The organism is Micromonospora sp. CNB394 (assembly GCF_000374985.1).
GTDB classification, from domain to species: Bacteria; Actinomycetota; Actinomycetes; order Mycobacteriales; family Micromonosporaceae; genus Micromonospora; species Micromonospora marina.
The window spans coordinates 221,196-239,890 of the sequence record NZ_KB895825.1; the positions used below are offsets into that span (position 1 = coordinate 221,196).

The window sequence follows — 18,695 nt, forward strand, 5'->3', positions numbered from 1 at the left end:
CCACCGAGGCTGAGGTTAGGCTGTCCTCACTTCGAGCACTGGAGGCATCCCCTCGTGTCCCCGCACCCCGGCGGCGCCGTCACGGCGCGGTACGTGCTGCGTCAGGCGTTGCGCCGCCAGCGACGGCCGGTGCTGGTCGGCGTGACGCTGCTCGGCCTGCACCAGGTCGCCGAGGCGCTCGTGCCGGTGGCGATCGGCGTCATCATCGACCGCGCCGTGGTCACCGGCGACCCGTGGGCGCTGGCGTACTCGGTCGCCGGCCTCGCCGCCCTGTTCGCCGTGCTCGCGTTCGCCTACCGCAACGGCGCCCGCCAGGCGTACGCGGCGGTGGAGCGGGAGGCGCACCTGCTGCGGGTCGAGATCGCCGAGCGCGCGCTCGACCCGCGCGGGCACCGCTCCGGCCTGCGCGACGGCGAACTGCTCTCGGTCGCCGCCTCCGACGCCGAACTCTCCGCGCTCGTCGTGCGGGTCGCCGGGTTCGGTGTCGCCGCGGTGACCGCGCTGACCGTGGCGGCGACCGCGCTGCTGGTCATCGACGTCCCCCTCGGGCTCGGCGTGCTCGTCGGCGTACCGGTGCTGGTGCTCGTGCTGCAACGGATGGCGCCGCTGCTGTCCCGGCGCAGCACGTCCCAGCAGGAGGCCCTCGCGGAGACCACGGCGCTCGCCGTGGACCTCGTCTCCGGCCTGCGCGTGCTGCGCGGCATCGGCGCCCAGCACCACGCCGCCGGCCGGTACGCCGCCGCCAGTCGTAACGCGCTCGCGGTCACGCTGCGCGCCGCCGACACCAAGGGCCTGCACCTCGGGCTCACCACCGCCGCCAACGGCCTGTTCCTCGCGGCGGTCGCCGGGGTGGCCGGCTGGCTCGCCCTGCGCGGCCGGCTCACCATCGGCGAGCTGGTGACAGTGGTCGGACTCGCGCAGTTCGTCGCCGAGCCGGTGCAGACGATGGGCTGGTGCGTGCAGCTGTTCGCGATGGCCCGCGCCTCCGCCGCCCGGGTGGCGCGCGTGCTCGGCGCCGAGCCGCTGACCCGGCCCGGCGACGTGCCGCTGCCGGCCCACCCGGACGGGCCACGGCTGGCACTCGACGACGTGGGGCACGCCGGACTGGACGGGGTGAACCTGCGCGTCGGCCCCGGTGAGGTGGTCGGCGTGCTCGCGTACGACCCGGCCGACGCCGAGGCGCTGGTGGCGCTGCTGTCCGGGCGGGTGCCGCCGGACGCGCGCCGGGGCGCCGTACGCGTCGACGGCGTACCCGCCGACGACCTGCACGTCGACGCGCTGCGCGGCACCGTGCTCGTCGAGCCGCACGACGTGACGCTGTTCGAGGGCACGGTGGCGGCCAACGTCGCCGCCGGCGCCCCGGCCGACCGGGCGCGGCTGCACGCCGCCGTCCGGGCCGCCGCCGCCCAGGACGTGGTGGACGCGCACCCCGGCGGCCTCGACCACCGGCTCGTCGAGCGGGGCGCGAACCTCTCCGGTGGACAGCGTCAGCGGCTCGGGCTGGCCCGGGCGCTGCACGCCGACCCGCCCGTGCTGGTGCTGCACGATCCCGCCACCGCCGTCGACGCGGCCACCGAGGCGCAGCTCGCCGACGGGCTGGCCGAAGCACGCCGGGTGGCGCCCCGGGGCACGCTGCTGATCACCAGCAGCCCGGCCCTGCTGCGGATCGCCGACCGGGTGGTGGTGATCGCCGGCGGCCGGGTGGCCGCCGAGGGACCGCACGAGCACCTGCTGGCCGCCGACGCCCGCTACCGCGAGGAGACGCTGCGGTGACCGCCGAACCGCGTACCCCCGGCCGGACGTTGCTTCCGGTCGCGTCCGCCCGGCAGACCTGGGCCACGCTCGGCGCCCGGTTCCGCGACCGGCCCGGCCTCAGCGCCGCCGCCGCGACGGTGCTGGTCGCGGCCGCCACCGGTGGCCTGGTCGCGCCCTGGGTGCTCGGCCGGCTGGTCGACGACGTCATCGCCGCCGCCCCGGTCTCCCGGATCGCCGGCCGGGTGGCGGTGATCGCCGCCGCCGCCGTGCTCACCGGGCTGCTCACGGCGCTCGGCGCGGCGCTCGCCTCCCGTCTCGGCGAGACGGTGCTGGCCCGGCTGCGCGAACGCGTCCTCGACCGGGCACTGCACCTGCCGTCCGCGACGCTGGAGCGGGCCGGCACCGGAGACCTGCTGGCCCGTGTCGGCGACGACGTGGCCGTGGTGACGAACGTGATCGCGGTGAGCGGCCCCGCGTTCGTCGGCGCGCTGCTGTCCGTCGTGCTCACCGTGTTCGGGCTGGTCGCGCTGGACTGGCGGCTCGGCCTCGCCGGGCTGGTCGCGGCGCCCGCGTACGCGCTGGCGCTGCGGTGGTACCTGCGCCGCTCGGCGCCGTACTACGCGCGCGAGCGAGTCGCCACCGGCGAGCGGACGCAGGCGATGGCCGGTGCGCTGCGTGGCGCGGCGACGGTGCGCGCGTACCGGACCGAGGACGCCCACGTGGCGGCGATCGCCGAGCGTTCCGGCGTGGCGCGCGACCTGTCGCTGGAGATCTTCAACCTGCACACCCGCTTCGGCCTGCGGATCAACAGGTCGGAGTTCCTCGGCCTGGCCGCGGTGCTCGTGGCCGGGTTCCTGCTGGTCCGCGACGACCTGGTGACGGTCGGCGCGGCCACCACCGCCGCGCTTTACTTCCACCGCCTGTTCAACCCGATCGGCCTGCTGCTGCTGGAGTCCGACTCGGTGCTGCAGGCCGGCGCGAGCCTCGCCCGGCTGGTCGGCGTGGCGAACCTGCCCGACAGCGCGCCGCCCGCCGCGTCCGGCCCGGCCAATGGGTCCGGCCCGGCCACCACGGCGGCCGGCCCGCGCGGCCCGGCCGCGCTGGACGTCACGGTGCGCCGGCACCACTACGACGACGGGCCGCTGGTGCTCGCCGACGTCGAGCTGCGCCTGGCGGCGGGGGAGCGGGTCGCGCTCGTCGGCGCCAGCGGCGCCGGCAAGAGCACGCTCGCCGGCATCGCCGCCGGGATCATCGCGCCCACCGACGGATCGGTACGCCTCGACGGCGTGCCGCTTGCCGGAACGGGCGAGGCCACCGCCCGGCACGACGTGGCGCTGGTCAGCCAGGAGGTGCACGTCTTCGCCGGGCCGCTCGCCGAGGACCTGCGCCTGGCCGCCCCGGACGCGACCGACGCCGAGCTGCTCGACGCGCTGGCCCGGGTCGGCGCCACCACCTGGCTGCGGGCCCTGCCCGGCGGGCTGGCGACGCCGGTCGGCGAGGGCGGCCACCGGCTCACCGCCGCGCAGGCCCAGCAGGTCGCACTGGCCCGGCTGGTGCTCACCGCGCCCGCTGTCGCCGTGCTGGACGAGGCGACCGCCGAGGCGGGCAGCGCCGGGGCCCGTGACCTGGACCGGGCGGCCCTCGCGGCCACGCAGGGGCGGACCACGCTGATCGTGGCGCACCGGCTCAGCCAGGCGGTCGGCGCGGACCGGATCGTCGTGCTCGACCACGGCCGGATCGTGGAGCAGGGCACGCACGAGGAGCTGCTGGCCGCCGACGGCCGGTACGGCCGTCTGTGGCGATCCTGGCGCGTCCCGGTATGACCACCGACCGCCCCGCCGCCCAGGCGAGGCACCCCGTGACCGACCTGCCGACCCGCTTCGTGCCTCCCGGGGCGGCACCACCTGCTGACCCGGTTCCAAGCCGACTACCTGAGCCGGCTCGCCGGCGACGAGGCCACTGTGGTCTGGGCGGTGACGTCGGCCAACCACGAGAACACCAGGCGCAACCCGGTCGCGTACCACAGGCGGGAGGCCGCCATCGAGCGGTTCAGCGTGCTGACCGGGTTGCGCTCGCTGGCCGTGCCGATCTTCGACACCGCGTACACCGACGCGTTCGCTGAGGTCACGCTCAAGAGCATCGCGGTGGCCACCGGGCTCGAACCACGCCCGCCGACACGGTGGTGGCCTGCTCCACGCCGGAGGTCGCGAAGCTGTACGAGCGGCTCGGCTTCGCGATCGCGCAGGTCGAGGCCGACCCGGACCTGCGCGAAACGCCGGAACGGCCGTGGGACGTGCTGCTGCGCCTGGCCGCCGGCGACGAGACCTGGCGGACGCTCACCCACCCGGCGACGATCGACGTGTTCGAGCGCTACCGCCTGGTCGAGGCGATCCGGTCGGTGGTGAACGCCCCGCTCGTCGGCGACGAGGGCGGGCTCACCGTCACCCGCGACTACCGGACGTACGTGGAGGCGTTCGCCTCCGCCGCGCACCGCAAGTGGGACTCGGTGCGCCGGTACGTGCAGCCCGGGCGCATCGTGGACATCGGCGGCGGCGCAGGCGCGGTCCTGGATCTGGCCGACCGGGAGGCCGCGCTGCGGGAGAGCGACCTGATCGGCGTGGAGGTGGCCCGTCGCAACGTCCTCGGTGGCGCGGTGTCAAGGACCGGTCGGTGGACACCCACCATCGGACCGCCGTTGACGAGCACGCCGAGATGGCAGACGAAGGCGGCCCGGAGCACGTCGAACAGGGCGGCGCGGTCGCGGTGCCCCTTCTCCTTCATCCGGCGCAGGGTCGCACGCGGCGTCGCGGACAACCGCGCGTCGGTATCGGTCATGGCTGATTCTCCCGTCGGCCCCGCCGATTCGACCGGGTCGAGCCGCGGTCCTCAAGAGCCGGGCCGCCGCACCGGCGGGGGAGCGGGCCCGAGGGAAGGATCCGGCACAGCGCCTCCAGCGCGGCGGCGTACGCGTGCTCGGGCGGCGTCGCGTAGCCGACCACGAGGCCGTCGAGGGCGGGCATGGTGGCGTCCGGGTGGCGGAAAACGGCCAGCCCGTCGAGCGCGATCGACCGTCCGGCGGCGGCCTCGACCACCTGGTGCTCGGTCCCCGCGGGCAGGCGCAGCACGGCGTGCAGCCCGGCGGCGACGCCTGTCGGCGTGACATGCGGGGCGCGGGCGGCGAGCAGGGCGACGAGACGGTCGCGCCGGGCGCGGTACCGCTGCCGCATCTGGCGTACGTGCCGGTCGTACCGGCCGGAGTCGAGGAAGTCGGCGAGGGTGAGCTGGTCCGTCACGCCCGTCCACGCCTCCCGTTCACCCTTGGCGTCCAGCACCGGGCCGACGAGCCGTTCGGGCAGCACCATCCAGCCCAGACGCAGCGCGGGGGAGAGGCTCTTGCTGACCGAGCCCAGGTAGACGACGCGCTCCGGGGCCAGGCCCTGCACGGCCCCGACCGGATCCCGGTCGTACCGGAACTCGCCGTCGTAGTCGTCCTCCAGCACCAGCCCGCCCCGGCCCTCCGCCCACCCCAGCGCGGCGAGGCGCCGCCGGGGATGCAGCGGCCCGCCGGTGGGGAACTGGTGCGCGGGCGTGAGCAGCGCCGCCCGTACCCCGGCGAGGTCGGCCAGCTCCTCGGTGCGGGCGCCGTCCGCGTCGAGCGTGAGCGGGACGGTACGGACACCTGCCGCCGCCAGCACCGCCCGGTGGAACGCGAGCCCGTAGGACTCCACCGCCAGCGGGCCGCGCAGCACACGGCCGCCGAAGAGCAGGCGCAGCGCGTGCGCGACACCGGAACACACCACGATCCGGTCCGGGGTGGTGCGGACGCCGCGCGCCCGCGCCAGGTACCCGGCCAGCGCCCGGCGCAGCTCCGGGCGGCCCCGCGGATCGCCCGGCCCGAACGCTTCGTTCGGCGCGGCGGTCAGGGCGCGGCGCGCGGACGCCAGCCACGCGGCGCGCGGGAAGGAGGCGGCATCCGGCTGCCCCTGCCGCAGATGGTGCACGGCCGGGGCCGGACGCGCGGGCGTCTGCCTCGGGACGCGGGCGACCCGGGCGGGCTCGGCGCGCGGCGCCACCCGCGTACCCGACCCCTGGCGGGCGACCAGCCATCCCTCGGCCACCAGTTCGGCGTACGCGGCGGCGACGGTGTTACGGGCCAGGCCGAGGTCGGCGGCGAGGGACCGGTACGGCGGCAGGAGGGTGCCGGCCGCCAGTCTCCCGTCCCGGACGGCGTCGCGCAGCGCGCGGGTGAGCGCGGACCGGCGGCCGCCGGCGCCGGACAGCTCCAGATGCAGGTCGTTGCCCAGCCGCCGCGCCGGATTGGCCCACGAATGCGTCATGCGAATGCACCCTAGTCCGGGTCTTTCCCGCCCCTAGTGTGGGCTCATGGACACGATCATGAAAGCTCCGCACCCGCTGCGATCCGCCGTCCGGGGCCGGGTCCTGCTGCCGGGCGACGAAGGGTTCGAGGTGGCTGGCCGGGCCTGGAACCTGGCCGTCGCGCAGTCACCGGCGGCGGTGGTCGAGGCCGCCGACGCGGACGACGTCGCCGCGCTCGTCCGGTACGCCCGCTCGGCCGGACTGAGCATCGCCGTGCAGCCCAACGGGCACGGTGCCACCGGCCGCGCCGACAGCGCGATCCTGCTGCGGACCGGCCGCCTGGACACCGTGGAGATCGACCCGGCCGCCCGGCGGGCACGGGTCGGAGCGGGTGTGCCGTCCGGCCGGCTCCAGGCCGCCGTCGCGCCGTACGGGCTCACCGGGCTGCCCGGCAGCTCCCCCGTGGTCAGCGTGACCGGGGTGGCGCTCGGCGGCGGACTGAGCTGGTTCGGCCGCGCCTACGGCTGGGTGTCCGACGCGGTCACCGCGTTCGACGTCGTGGACGCCGAGGCGCGGCACCGGCGCGTCACCGCCGAGACCGACCCCGACCTGTTCTGGGCGCTACGCGGCGGCGGTGGTGACTTCGCGATCGTCACCGCCCTCGAACTCGCGCTGTACCCCGCGCCGGCCCTGTACGGCGGACGCATGGTGTGGGCGGCGGCGCACGCGCCGGACGTGCTGCGGGCGTTCCGGCGGATCACCGCCACCGCGCCCGAGGAGCTGACCGTCTGGATGGACCTGCTGCACTTCCCCGGCGCCGATCCCATGGTGGCCGTCGACGTCACCTACCTCGGCGACGGAGCCGCGGCGCGGGACCTGCTCGCACCGCTGGACCGGTTGACCCAGCCGATCTCCGACAGCAGGCGGAACATGCCGGTCACCGAACTCGGCGGCATCACGGCCGAACCCACCGACCCCAGCCCCGGCATCTCCCGCGGTGAACTGCTGACCCGCCTCGACGACGACGCGGCCGGGGCCCTGCTGGCCGACCCGATCGCCCCGCTGCTCAGCGTCCAGGTCCGGCACCTCGGCGGCGCCCTCGCCCGGGACTCCGACAGTCCGCACGGCCCGCTCACCGAGCCGTACGCGCTCTACCTGTTCGGTGTCGCCACCGACCCGGCCGCGGTCACGGCGCGGCAGCGGGCCCTGGCCGCCGCCCTGCCGGTCAGCGGGCGCAAGCCGGTGACCTTCCTCAACCCGGACGAGACGGTGGCCGACGCGTTCACCCCCGCCGTCCTGGCCCGGCTGCAGGCGGTCAAGCGCCGCCACGACCCGGACGGCCTCGTCCGGTCCAACTTCCCGGTGGCCGGCTGAGGCTCCGGGGCGCGACTCCGGCAGGTCGGCTGGTGCACGCGGCAGCCCGGTAGTGACCTGCTCAGCGGACCTTCTTCGTCGGCCGTTTACGAGGCGGTGTCAACGACTCGGCGATCGCCGAGATCGCGGACGGCACCAGGCGGTAGTACGCCCACACACCCCGCTTCTCCCGCTCGATCAGGCCGGCTTCGGTGAGGATCCGCAGGTGATGGCTGACGGTCGGCTGGGAGAGCCCGAGCGGCGCGGTGAGGTCACTGACGGACGCCTCGCCCTCCGGAGCTGACTGGATCAGGCTGAGCAGGCGAAGCCGGGCCGGATCGGCGAACGCCTTCAGGACTCCCGCGAGCCGTTCGGCGTCGGCCCGCTTGATCGGCTCGCCGGCGAGCGGCGAGATGGCCGGGGTGGCAGTTTTCGCAGTTCCCACGCCTGCATCGTTGCACCAAAGGCCGCCACCTGCCCGTACATCCACGACCGGACCATCGTCAGTGGCGCGGTGGGCGACCATGAGGGCGGGTGTCAAGCGGTCGCGCACGGTGGTAGACCCAGGTGCCCCGCCGCTCGGCGTCCACCAGGCCCGCCTCGCGCAGCGTCCTGGGACGGTGGGCGATCGTCGGTCCGGTCAGGTCGTCTCATCAGCGTGCAGGTCACTGATGAGGCAGCCACCGCCTCCGGCTTCCGAGATCGACCTCCGGCTTCCGAGATCGACGCGGCCGTCCTGGGCGAGCAGCGTGCGCAGCGCCTCGGCCAGGCCGGAGCCGGCGGTGACCGGGCGGGTGAAGGGCAGCCGGGTGTCGATGTGGTCGCCCGGCCGCTCCGCGCGCAGCACCACGCCCTCGGCGTCGAGCGCGACCGGGACGACGCGCGCCGAACCGGCGGGGTCGACGAGCGCGCCGAGCCGGTCGAGGACGTCGCGGTGGCAGCGCGTCAGGTGCGCGAGGTGGGCGGCCTCGTCGACGGCGATCGGGTCCGGCCGGGCCGCGCGGTACGCGCCGAGGTCCACCGCGACGGGCTCGGTTGCCCGGTCGAGGACGACCTCGTCCGGTTCGATCGTCCACAGCGCCACCGGCGGCAGGTCGAGCAGCGACATCACAGTGGCCGGGTCGCAGGCGTCGAGGGCGGCCGGGTCGAACCGGCGGGCGGTGCCGAGGATCCGCAGCCGGGACCGCACCCGGGAGCGTACGGCGACCGGGGCGAGGTCGGTCACGTCGAGGCGTACCGCGCCGCTGTGGCCGCGCGCGGCGACCAGCAGGCCGCCGGGGCGGCTCATCGCGTCGACCGCGAGGACGATCGTGCCGTCGGGGAGGACGGTGTGGGCGGAGAGGAGGTCGGCGGTGGTGTCGCCGAGCGTGAGCCGCAGCGAGGCTGCGGCGGTCAGTACGCACCGGGCGACCACGGCGTCGCAGGGCGTGGCGGAGGTGCCCGTACCGCTTGCCGGCTGGCCTGCGGCGACGGGTGCGACGCCTGCCGTCGAGGTCGGACGCCCGGCGGGGTGCAACGCCATGTCTGTCTCCTCGGCCGGGAAGGGTGAGGTCGGCCGAGGTCAGACGGTAGTAGGTAAGGCTTACCTGTGCAACGGCGGGTCGGGTGCCGCAGACACGGTACGGGTCACGACGGTGACCGTCGTGACCCGTACGGGCGTTTTGTCCGGTTCGTCAGGCTGGCTGGTAGGTGAGGCAGTCGCTGACCGTGGCGCCCGGACCGACCGTGATCGACTCGGCCGTGCAGGCGAGGTTGCTGTTGAACACGCACTCGGCCCGCGCACACGCACCCACCGCGCCGGTGACCTCCGCGATCCCGCCGCTGAGCGACGACTCGACGAACGTCGCGCAGGACGCCGCGTCGGCGGACGCCGCCACGGTGATGGCGGGAGCGTGACAGCCGTTGTCGTTGAAGCTGCACGCGGTGGCGGCGCATTCACGTACCGGCGGAGACTGCAACAGGGTCTTCATGGTGCCTCCAAGTCATGCGGGCCGGCGGACTGTGGCGACCGGCCTCGGTGGTGCTCGAATGCCATCTGGTATTTGCCGGGCGGCCCGGTCCTCAAACCACTCGGCCGCCACTGAGTATCTGCCTCACTTTAACAAGGGAATGCGGGTTTCGCGGCCGTACGTATCCCTTTCCCGCCGAATTCCTAACGGCCAAGATAAGGCTAACCTTGGTTAGGTAAGTCTTTCTTCACTCTCCGGTCCGGCGAGTGTCGACGCCTGGTTGAGACCCGCCGGAGCGGTGTTCAGCTGCGAATACGCGCACGATCGTGCCGCCGGGGACCGGTCGAATGGGTGAGCGGGCGACGACGGCGAGTTCCGGAACGGCCGACGCGATTCGGTCGCGCCGGAATGCCGGCCGGAAAATCGGCGGCCCGGCGGCGATCCGGGGCGACGTCCGGCTGTGGAATGCGAATCCGGCGGTGGGCGGCGCAGGTTCCGTCGCCGCGGTGCCCGCCGGGTGGCGCCCACCTGCCGGCACGCTCGTGGCACCCTGAGCGGACAGGGCGACGGCGGTGAGGCCGAGCGGCAGCGCGCTGAAGCCCGCGCCGGTCACCGCGTCTACCTCGGCCCGCCGGCCGTCGGCGGTGAACAGGAAGGTGCCGCCGCCCGCCGATCGCCCCGCGCCGGCGACCCGGGCCGCCGCGGTGTCGCGCCTCACCCACTGACGTGGTTCGCCCGGCCCGGCTCCGCCGTGTGGCGCACAAGATCCCGGCCGGGCAGCGAAGTGTCATCGACGTTTCCCGATGAACTGCGGCGGCGTTCGTCTACAGTCGGTGCACCGTCCCTGAGCCGAGCCCGGAGCGCGTGTGGCAAGCCCGTTCGACATCGAGGAGATCTACCCGGACGAGGGACCGGCGCCGCGGCTGCCCCGGCGGCAGGCCGGCACCTCGCCGCGGAGCGTCGCGGTGGCGCTCCTGACCGACGACACGCTGCGTACCCGCGCCGCGCTGCCGTCCGCAGCGATCGGCACGCAGCGCCGGGCGCCGCGCGGCCAGCGCGCCCTCGTGGACGCCGGGCACGTCGATGCGATCAGCGGCCACTACGAGGCGTTCCTGCGCCGGTGGACGCCGCTGGTGTCGCGGCTCGCAACCGTCGACGGCGCCGCCGCCGTGCGGGCGCGGACCGAGGTGATGGACACGGCCGTCTACGACGGCCTGGCCGAGGCCGCCGAGACCCACGTCCGGGCGCACACCACCGCCGACATGCTCGCGGGCGTACGCGAGGACGGGCCATGCGCATGACCATCTCCCTCGACGAGCTGCTCGGTGACGAGGTGCGGCGCGACCCGTACCCGTTCTACGCCCGGCTGCACGAGGCGGGGGAGGCGGTGGCGCTGCGGCCCGCCGACCCGCACGCGCTCGTCGTGCACGGGTACGACGCGGTCAACGGGGTGCTGCGCGACCCGGTCTTCCGGGTGCTCGGCGCCGACTACCTGGACCGGGCCGGGGTGCGCTGGCGCCAGCACCAGGTCATCCGGATCCTCCAGTCGTCGATGCTCAACGCCGCCGAGGGCGACCACCTGCGGGCGCGGCACCTGTTCTCCCAGGCGCTCACCCCGCGCCGGGTCGTCGCGCTGGAGCCGGCCATCGGGCGCATCGCCGACCGCCTGCTCGCCGGGCTCGCCGCCGACGGCGCGGACGGGAGGCCGGTCGACTTCATGGCCCGCTTCGCGCTCCGGTTGCCCAGCGACGTCATCGGCGAGTTGCTGGGCGTGCCGGAGGCGGACCGGGAGTGGTTCCCGTCCCGGGTCCGCGCGTTCGACGCGGTGCTGGAGATCGGCCGCCGGTCCATGCGCGAGGTCCGGGCCGCCAACGTCGCGGCGGCGGAGCTGACCGCGTACTTCACCGATCTGGTCGCCGCGCGCCGGGCGCGGCCGCGTGACGACTTCGTCTCGGCGCTGCTGCGCGGCCTGGCTGCCGAACCCGGCCGGCTGAGCGCCGACGAGCTGCTGGCCAACCTGATCATCATGTACAACGCCGGGTTCCGGACCACCGCGAACCTGCTCGGCAACGGGCTGGTGCTGCTCACGGAGCGGCCGGCCGCGCGGGACGCGCTGCGCGCCGATCCGTCGCTGGCACCCTCGTACGTCGAGGAGATCCTGCGGTACGAGCCGCCGGTGCACTTCGCGGTCCGGTACGCCGCCGAGGACACCGAGGTCGCCGGCCTGCCCGTGGCGGCCGGCCGGACGGTGGTGGTGCTGACCGGTGCTGCGAACCGGGATCCGCGCCGCTTCCCCGACCCGGACCGGTTCGACCCGTCCCGCGCGGACAACCGGCATCTGGCGTTCAGCGCCGGGCCGCACTACTGCTTCGGGGCGGCGCTGGCCCGCGCCGAGGGCCGGCTGGTCCTGCCCCGCCTGCTGGACCGCTTCCCGGCGCCGGCCGTCGAACCCGGGCCGCGCCGCGCGCTGATGCTGCGCGGGTACGACCGGCTGCCGGTACGGCTGACCGACCGGGCGTCTTGCCAAACAAACCCGATCGAGTAAGGTCGATGCTACGCGGAGTGTCCGCTCCGCGCCTCACAGGTTCCGCCGAGCGGGTCGAGCGCGCCGCCAGGACACCGTGGAAGGGAAACACCGGACATGACCGACGAGATCCGCGCGTTCCTCCTCGCCGCACTCACCGAGATGAAATACGACGTCTCCGACGTCGACGACGACACCGTCTTCGGTCCCGCCGGGCTCGACGTGGACTCCCTCGGCCTGGCCGAGCTGGCGGTGCGGGTGGAGGACCGGTTCGCTGTCGCCTTCGACGACGACGAGGCGGAGGAACTCGCGATGATGACCGTCGGCGAGTTCAGTCGGGCGGTGGCGGCGCGTATCGCGCCGGCTTCGGCGCACTGACCGATGCCGGGACTCGACAGCCGGCCGGGTCGCGGCCCGGCGATGCCGGCGCGGCACCGGGTCCGGGTCCGGGGCCAGGGCCGGGGCCGGGGCCGGTGAGCGTGCGCGAACGGGTCACCGTCACCGGGATCGGCCTGGTCAGCCCGGTCGGCTCCACCGCCGCGGAGGTGTTCGACGCGGTCTGCGACGGCCGGTCCGGGCTCTCCCGCCCGCCGGCCGGCCATCCGCTGCACGGCGTGCTCGACGTCGCCGCGTTCGCTCCGGCGATCGACCCGGCGAGCGTGCTGCCCGGCCCGGAGTCCCGCGTCGTGGACCGGTCGATCGTGATGGTGCTGCGCGCCGCCGAGGACGCGCTCGCCGACGCCGGACTCCGGGTCGGCCACGACGTCGACCCGTACCGGGTGGCGGCCATCGTCTCCGGCGTCGGCGGGCTGTCCACCCTGGAGGAACAGGTGCTCGGTCGCGCCGGGCGGGGCCGGTTCGGGGTCAGCCCGTACATGCTGCCCGGGACGCTGCCGAACATGGGCGCGGCCCGCATCGCGATCAAGTTCGGCATCCACGGCTACACCTCGTCGATCGGCACGGCGTGCGCGGCCGGGGCGCAGTCGGTCGGCGAGGCGCTGCGCATCCTGCGCGCCGGCGAGGCGGACGTGGTGCTCGCCGGGTGCGCCGAGGCACCGCTGTTCCCGACGTTCGCGGACGCGTTCGGCAACGCCCGCGCGCTCGCCCGCGGCTGGGCCGACCCGGCCGCCGCGAGCCGCCCCTTCGACCGCCGCCGCAACGGGCTCGTCCTCGGCGAGGGCGCCGGGGTGTTCGTCCTGGAACGCGCCGCGCACGCCGCCGCGCGCGGCGCCCACCGGCACGCCGACGTGCTCGGGTGGGGCGCCACGAACGACGCCCACCACCCGACCACACCGCGCCCCGACGGCGCGGGCGCGGCCCGGTGCATGCGGATGGCCGTCCGCGACGCCGGGCTGGTGCCCGGCGACATCGGGTACGTCAACGCGCACGGCACCAGCACCCGCGCCGGGGACACCGCCGAGCTGGCCGCGTTCACCGAGGTGTACGGCACCGGCCCGCCGCCGCTGAGTTCGACGAAGGGCGTGACCGGGCACCTGCTCGGCGTCTCCGGCGTGATCGAGGCGGCCATCGTGGTCGAGGCGCTGCGTCGCGGCCTGCTGCCGCCCACGCACAACCTGGACGACCCGGAGCGCGCCGGGGAGGTCGACCACATCCGCGACAAGGCGCGGGCGGTGGCGGTGGACGCGGTGCTGTCCAACTCGTTCGGTTTCGGCGGGCACAATGTCAGCCTCGTCCTGGCGCGCCCCGCCTGAGCGGCCGGCCCGCCCGAGCGGTGTGCCTCAGCGCAGCGTGATCACGGTGGCGGTGTCGTACCCGGCGAGGGCCACCGTGAAGTGCGGGCGCAGCATGTCGGCCACGTAGTCGAGGTCGGCGACCAGCGGCACCGGCAGCAGGGCGCGCTGGTCCGGGCCGGTGCGGGTGGCGACCAGCTCGATCCGGTCGGCCTTGAGCAGCCCTCGGGTGAGGAACGCGGGCAGGTCCTCGGGCAGCAGGCACCGCCACATGTCGACGTTGACGATCAGGTCCAGCGCGCCGGTCTTGAACTGCTGGAGCACGGTGCCGAGCAGATGGGAGTTCGTCTCGCCGGTCGGCGCGTCGTGGTCGAACGTGTGCGACCCGGCGCCCAGGTCCAGCGCGGACACGCCGTTGCCCACGACCAGCGCCGCGCTCACCGCCAGCTCGTCGCGCAGCGACGCGGGCAGCGCGTCCGGCCGGCCCAGCCCGCCGGACCGGTACGCCTCGATCGCCTGGCCGTAGAGCCGGATCCGGCCCAGGTGCCGGCCGAACGTGTTGAGCCCGTACAGCACCTCGACGTCGTAGCGCAGGTGCTTGCGTAGCAGGTACTTCATGTTGTCCATCGAGGCGAGCCCGTTCGACGTCTTGCGGAAGTGCGGCAGGTGGTAGGAGAGTGCCTCGGTGTCCAGCCGGAACAGCTCCGGCGGGGCGCCGTGCAGGTGGAACACCCGGTAGAAGAAGTCGAGGTCCTCGAAGCCCCACTTGACCATCGCCTCGTCGAATCCGCCGACCCGTCGGAACGACTCGTGGTCGACCGAGGCGTTGTGGGTCAGGCCCAGGACCCAGGGCGCGCTCGGGAAGTCGGCCGTCCGCTGCGGAAGGGCGATGTCCTCCAGCCTCGGGTCGCCGCGTTCGGCGTCGAGCATCGCCGGGGTGACCGGCTCGTCCCGGTGCAGCGCGTCGGCGCCGGCCCAGTCCAGGTCGTACCGCTGGCCGAGCAGCACCCCGGGCCGGCCGGCCCGCCCGGCGTGGAAGTCGCGGTGCCGTCGCAGCAGCCCGGGATGCGCCACCGTGTCGGCGTCCAGGAACATCAGGGTGTCCGCGCGGGCCCGGGCCGCCGCCGCGTTGCGGTTGGCGCTGCGGCCCCGGTTGCGCTCGCTGCGGACGTAGTCGATCCGCAGCCGGTCCCGGTACGCGTCCACCACCGGGCCCAGCGCCACGGCCGAGCCGTCGTCGCCGACGATCACCTCGAAGTCACCGGGCGGCAGCGTCTGCCGGGTCAGCGAGCGCAGCGTCGCGTCGAGCGCGGATCCGTTCTCGTGCGCGGGCACCACCACGCTCAGGCCGGGCCGGTCCACGTCTCGGCCTGCTCAGCGCGGGGTGGAGTTGGCGGTGATGTAGTCGGCCAGGTCGCCGAGTGTGGCCATCCGGTCCTCGTCCAGCTCCTCGACGTCGATCTGGATCTCCAGTTCGTCCTCCAGCGCCAGCAGCAACTCCAGGCCGAGCGAGGAGCTGAGGCCGAGCTCGTCCATCAGCTGGGTCCGCTCGGTGATAGGCGCGTCCGGCCGGAGCATGCGGGTCAGCAACACGGTCAGGCGGTCCACGACCTGGTCACGGGGCGGCGTGTCGACCGGCGCGTCGTGTCCTAGCACCGGGCGTCCCACGAGTCGATCATGCGCGTCGGCATGGAGTCATCAGAGCAGGGGACATCGTCGGGTGTCAACGGGTACGGCGATCGTCACCGATCGTCACCGAGGTCGGTGCGGCACTCGACGGTGTACTGCCGGTCGCCGGTGAGCGCGACCGCCACCGCGTACCCGGCGGGCGTGCGCAGGTCGGTGAGCCGGTACGGTCCGGCCGGGTCGACGCACTCGACCACATCGCCCCGGTGCACCGGCATCCCGAGGTTGGGCCACAGCCGCCCCCCGGCCGCCTTGACGGCCGCCTCCTTGCGCGCCCACAGCCGGGCGAACCGCAGCGCCCGGCCGGCCCGGCCGGGCCCGGCAGCGACGTGCCGCGCCTCCCGGGGATGGAAGAAGCGCGCCGACGCCGACACCGGATCCCCACCCGGCGCGACGTGCTGGATGTCCACGCCGACCGGGCGGCCCTCGCTGAGCGCGACCGCCACCAGGTCGCCGGAGTACGACAGGCTCGTGTGCAGGCCGCTCCACGGGCCGGTCAGCGCCGGTTTGCCGTACCGCCCCCGGTGCCAGGTCAGCGCCGCCGGTGGCGCGCCGGTGGCCCGCCCGGCCAGGACGCGCAGCGCGCCGTGCGCCACGGTGAACCGGTCCCGCAGCGCCCCGGTGCCGAGGCGTGCGGCCCGGTCCCGCTCGTCCGCGTCGAGCACCGCCCGGTACCGGGCCAGCGCGTCCGCCGGCACCGCTGCCGCAAGGATCCAGACCCGGACGGCGTCCCGCATGGACGGCAGCGTAACCGCGCGCCGTCACGTTGACACACGCCGATGCGCGTTGCTCTGATGAACGGGTGTTCGCGCAGACGGTCCAGGCCCAGGTGCCCGTGGCGTTCGCCGGGCCCGGCGCCGGCACCGCACCCCTGACCTGGGGGCAGAAGGCCATCATGCAGGACATGCGGGAGACCGGCTGGACGCACAACGTCAGCGGCGCCCACCCGATGCCCGCGGGTGTCACGATCGAGCAGGTGACGGCCGAGTTCGCCACGCTGATGGCCCGGCACCCGGCGCTGCGGATGCGGCTCGGCCCCGGCGACGGGGCCGGCCCGTGCCAGGTGGTGTCGGCCAGCGGCGAGACGGTCCTGGACGTGGTGGACGTGCCCGACGACGCCGACCCGGCCGACGTGGCCGCGTTCGCCTACGACCTGGGCCACGCCCGCCTGCTGAGCCACTACGACCTCTACCGGGACTGGTCGGTGAAGATGGCGGTGATCCGGCACCGCGGCGCCCTGGTGCACCGGGTGCTGACCATCGACCACCTCGTGGTGGACGGCACCGCCACGTCCCTGGTGCTGGCCGACCTCGGTCTGGCCGGCCGGCCGGTCCGCCGGGTCGTCGACCCGCGTACCGTGCAGATCCTCGACCTGGGCCGGCGGGAGGAGACGCCGCCGCTGCGCCGGGTCAGCGACCGGGCCGTGCGCCACTGGGCCGAGCACCTGCGGGATGTCCCGCCGCTCACGTTCGGCGAGCCGGCGGCCGGTGGACGCCGGGGCCACCGGTACTGGCACGGCCGGTTCGACTCACCCGCGGCGTACCTGGCGGTGCGGGCCGTCGCGGCGCGGACCCGCACGGACACCTCGCGCGTCCTGCTCGCCGTCATCGCGATCGCGATCGGCCGGGCCACCGGCGTCAGCCCGCTCACCGCCAAACTCATCGTCGGCAACCGGTTCCGGCCGGGCTTCGCCGAGGCCATCGCCCCGCTGAGCCAGAACGGCGTGCTGCGCGTCGACACCGCCGCCACCACTGTGGACGAGGTGGTGGCGCGCGCCCGCCGCGCCGCGGTCTCCGCCGGGAAGTACGCCTACTACGACCCGGCCCAGCTTGCCGAGGTCTCGGACCGGCTGGACGCGGAGCGCGGGTACCCGGCCCGGATCAGCTGCCGCATCAACGACCGGCGGGTGACCACGCGGCAGGCGGCCGACGGAGGGCTCCACGACGACCCGGTGACCGCCGAGCGGATCCGCCGCCGGGCCGACGAGACGTTCCTGGTCTGGGACGGCCCGCTGGACCACCTGCCCGAGCAGATGTTCATCACCGTCGAGGACCAGCCGGAGACGGTCCACCTCCAGGTGATCTTCGACTTCGGCTGCTTCACCGAGGAGCAGGCGGAACGGCTGCTGCGCGGCGTGGAGGAGGTGGCGGTGGAGGCGGCCCTGGACCCCGCCGCGCCGACCCGGGTCACCCCCGGGTCGGCGAGCGGCTGACCGGTCACCGGTCCCAGGTCACCGGCAGCGACTCCAGGCTGCGCACCACGAGCCCCGGCCGGAACCGCAGCTCCGACTCGTCGACAGCGAGCCGCAGCCCGGGTAGCCGCCGCAGCAGCGCGCCCAGCGCCTCCTGCAACTCCATCCGGGCCAGCGCCGCGCCCAGGCAGTGGTGCGGGCCGGCGCCGAAGGCCAGGTGCGGATTGTGGACGCGGGTCAGGTCGAGCGTGTCGGCACCCGGGAAGACCGCGGCGTCCCGGTTGGCCGACGCGATCGCGGGCAGCACCGCGGCGCCGGCCGGCAGGCGTACGCCGCCCAGTTCCACCTCCTCGGTCGTGACCCGGGGCAGCAGCACCCCGTTGTCGCCGAGCTGGATGAAACGGGACAGCTCCTCGACCGCCCGGGCGACCGCCACCGGATCGTCGCCGCGCAGCCCGGCGAGCTGCTCGGGATGACGGGCCAGCACGAGCAGGAACAGGTTGAGCTGGTTGGTGGTGGTCTCGTGCCCGCCCACGAAGATCCCCGCGGTGACCGACACCAGCTCCCGTTCGGTCAGGTCGTCGTGCTCGTCCCAGACCGCGATGAGCGCGCTCATCAGGTCGTCGCCGGGCTCGCGGCGCCGCTGGTCGATCAGCTCGCGGAACGCCTCCAGCGCCGCCCGGGGCGCATCCGGGTCGGCGTCCCAGTCGCCGACGAGCGCGTCCGACCACCGGCGTACCCGCTCCCGGTCCCGGTCGGGGATGCCGAACAGCGTGCTGATCACGGAGATCGGCAGGGGACCGGAGAGGTGCGTGATCAGGTCGGCCGGCGGGCCGGCCGCCTCCAGGTCGTCGATCATGCGGTCGACGAGCGCCGCCACCCGCGGGCGCAGCTCCTCCACCCGGCGGACGGTGAACGCGTGCGAGACGGCCCGGCGCATGGTGGTGTGCCGCGGCGGGTCCATCCCGATCAGCGAGTCCTCGGCGAGCGAGCCGAGTTCCCGGGTCGGGCGGTTCGGGCCGGCCGCGGCGGCCCGGCTGAACCGCTGGTCGGTGAAGACCCGGCGCACGTCGGCGTGCCTCGTGGCCAGGTACGCGCACGCCCCGTCGGGCAGCTCCACCCGGGCCACCGGGCACGTCTCCCGCATCCGGGTGTAGTCCGGCGACGGGTGGTAGATCGTCGGAGCCGGCGCGAGCGGGTACGGGATGGCCGGTGGCTCCTGCGTCATC

The 18,695-nt window shown here is 75.0% G+C and carries 19 protein-coding genes and 1 pseudogene; 8 read left to right on the forward strand and 12 right to left on the reverse strand.

All coding sequences use genetic code 11. The features are described from left to right. Positions 1-54 precede the first annotated feature (54 nt). Both C569_RS0100850 and C569_RS0100855 read left to right on the forward strand, forming a co-directional pair. Positions 55-1,773, forward strand: coding sequence for an ABC transporter ATP-binding protein (locus C569_RS0100850; protein ID WP_018783925.1), 1,719 nt, complete (start codon positions 55-57; stop codon positions 1,771-1,773). After that, a complete protein-coding gene (locus C569_RS0100855; protein ID WP_018783926.1) occupies positions 1,770-3,578 on the forward strand; it encodes an ABC transporter ATP-binding protein in 1,809 nt (602 codons plus the stop codon). Before C569_RS0100850 ends, C569_RS0100855 begins: the two co-directional genes overlap by 4 nt. Before the next feature lie 104 nt (positions 3,579-3,682). Here the strand turns inward: C569_RS0100855 and C569_RS33555 are convergent, their stop codons facing one another. The 3 genes from C569_RS33555 to C569_RS0100870 form a co-directional block, all read right to left on the reverse strand. Then, positions 3,683-3,883 (reverse strand): hypothetical protein, encoded by a 201-nt coding sequence (locus C569_RS33555; RefSeq protein ID WP_196806656.1) that lies wholly within the window; start codon positions 3,881-3,883, stop codon positions 3,683-3,685. Between the two features lie 323 nt (positions 3,884-4,206). Then, positions 4,207-4,590 (reverse strand): hypothetical protein, encoded by a 384-nt coding sequence (locus C569_RS33975; RefSeq protein ID WP_018783928.1) that lies wholly within the window; start codon positions 4,588-4,590, stop codon positions 4,207-4,209. Continuing rightward, positions 4,587-6,092, reverse strand: a complete 1,506-nt coding sequence (locus C569_RS0100870) for a PLP-dependent aminotransferase family protein (RefSeq protein ID WP_018783929.1) — start codon at positions 6,090-6,092, stop codon at positions 4,587-4,589. Before C569_RS0100870 ends, C569_RS33975 begins: the two co-directional genes overlap by 4 nt. 46 nt (positions 6,093-6,138) lie before the next feature. Between C569_RS0100870 and C569_RS0100875 the strand changes: the two genes are divergently transcribed. Continuing rightward, positions 6,139-7,446, forward strand: coding sequence for an FAD-binding oxidoreductase (locus tag C569_RS0100875; protein ID WP_018783930.1), 1,308 nt, complete (start codon positions 6,139-6,141; stop codon positions 7,444-7,446). Between the two features lie 61 nt (positions 7,447-7,507). On the opposite strand, the gene C569_RS0100880 is transcribed toward C569_RS0100875, so the two are convergent. The 5 genes and pseudogenes from C569_RS0100880 to C569_RS0100895 all read right to left on the reverse strand — a co-directional run bounded on the left by C569_RS0100880 (position 7,508) and on the right by C569_RS0100895 (position 9,987). Beyond that, the gene (locus C569_RS0100880; RefSeq protein WP_018783931.1) at positions 7,508-7,870 is read right to left on the reverse strand and encodes a helix-turn-helix transcriptional regulator; all 363 of its coding nucleotides are present in this window, start codon (positions 7,868-7,870) and stop codon (positions 7,508-7,510) included. Between the two features lie 58 nt (positions 7,871-7,928). Further along, a pseudogene (locus C569_RS33560) lies at positions 7,929-8,072 on the reverse strand (winged helix-turn-helix domain-containing protein); the annotation flags it as partial. Next, entirely contained in the window at positions 8,066-8,947 is an 882-nt protein-coding gene (locus C569_RS0100885; RefSeq protein ID WP_018783932.1) for a hypothetical protein, read from the reverse strand. The pseudogene C569_RS33560 and the gene C569_RS0100885, both read right to left, overlap by 7 nt. Positions 8,948-9,098: 151 nt before the next feature. Continuing rightward, entirely contained in the window at positions 9,099-9,395 is a 297-nt protein-coding gene (locus tag C569_RS0100890) for a DUF1540 domain-containing protein (protein ID WP_018783933.1), read from the reverse strand. A gap of 226 nt (positions 9,396-9,621) precedes the next feature. Continuing rightward, positions 9,622-9,987, reverse strand: a complete 366-nt coding sequence (locus C569_RS0100895; protein WP_196806669.1) for a hypothetical protein — start codon at positions 9,985-9,987, stop codon at positions 9,622-9,624. Between the two features lie 253 nt (positions 9,988-10,240). Between C569_RS0100895 and C569_RS0100900 the strand changes: the two genes are divergently transcribed. The 4 genes from C569_RS0100900 to C569_RS0100915 all read left to right on the forward strand — a co-directional run bounded on the left by C569_RS0100900 (position 10,241) and on the right by C569_RS0100915 (position 13,610). After that, entirely contained in the window at positions 10,241-10,675 is a 435-nt protein-coding gene (locus C569_RS0100900; protein WP_018783935.1) for a hypothetical protein, read from the forward strand. Further along, positions 10,666-11,919 carry a cytochrome P450 gene (locus tag C569_RS0100905; protein ID WP_018783936.1) on the forward strand — a complete coding sequence of 418 codons (1,254 nt, stop codon included), beginning with the start codon at positions 10,666-10,668 and terminating at the stop codon, positions 11,917-11,919. Before C569_RS0100900 ends, C569_RS0100905 begins: the two co-directional genes overlap by 10 nt. A 96-nt stretch (positions 11,920-12,015) precedes the next feature. Next, positions 12,016-12,276 carry an acyl carrier protein gene (locus C569_RS0100910; protein ID WP_018783937.1) on the forward strand — a complete coding sequence of 87 codons (261 nt, stop codon included), beginning with the start codon at positions 12,016-12,018 and terminating at the stop codon, positions 12,274-12,276. A gap of 95 nt (positions 12,277-12,371) precedes the next feature. Continuing rightward, positions 12,372-13,610 carry a beta-ketoacyl synthase gene (locus C569_RS0100915; RefSeq protein WP_018783938.1) on the forward strand — a complete coding sequence of 413 codons (1,239 nt, stop codon included), beginning with the start codon at positions 12,372-12,374 and terminating at the stop codon, positions 13,608-13,610. A gap of 27 nt (positions 13,611-13,637) precedes the next feature. Here the strand turns inward: C569_RS0100915 and C569_RS0100920 are convergent, their stop codons facing one another. From C569_RS0100920 to C569_RS0100930, 3 genes are all read right to left on the reverse strand, one after another. Further along, positions 13,638-14,951, reverse strand: a complete 1,314-nt coding sequence (locus C569_RS0100920; protein ID WP_018783939.1) for a glycosyltransferase family 2 protein — start codon at positions 14,949-14,951, stop codon at positions 13,638-13,640. 12 nt (positions 14,952-14,963) lie between these two features. Beyond that, a complete protein-coding gene (locus C569_RS0100925; protein WP_018783940.1) occupies positions 14,964-15,257 on the reverse strand; it encodes a phosphopantetheine-binding protein in 294 nt (97 codons plus the stop codon). A gap of 74 nt (positions 15,258-15,331) precedes the next feature. Further along, on the reverse strand, positions 15,332-16,012 hold the full coding sequence (locus C569_RS0100930; protein WP_018783941.1) for a 4'-phosphopantetheinyl transferase superfamily protein: 681 nt from the start codon (positions 16,010-16,012) through the stop codon (positions 15,332-15,334). Between the two features lie 65 nt (positions 16,013-16,077). Between C569_RS0100930 and C569_RS0100935 the strand changes: the two genes are divergently transcribed. Continuing rightward, complete coding sequence (locus C569_RS0100935) at positions 16,078-17,487, forward strand: condensation domain-containing protein (RefSeq protein WP_018783942.1); 1,410 nt, start codon at positions 16,078-16,080, stop codon at positions 17,485-17,487. A 4-nt stretch (positions 17,488-17,491) separates the two neighbouring features. On the opposite strand, the gene C569_RS0100940 is transcribed toward C569_RS0100935, so the two are convergent. Further along, positions 17,492-18,694, reverse strand: a complete 1,203-nt coding sequence (locus C569_RS0100940) for a cytochrome P450 (protein WP_018783943.1) — start codon at positions 18,692-18,694, stop codon at positions 17,492-17,494. Position 18,695: the final 1 nt, after the last annotated feature.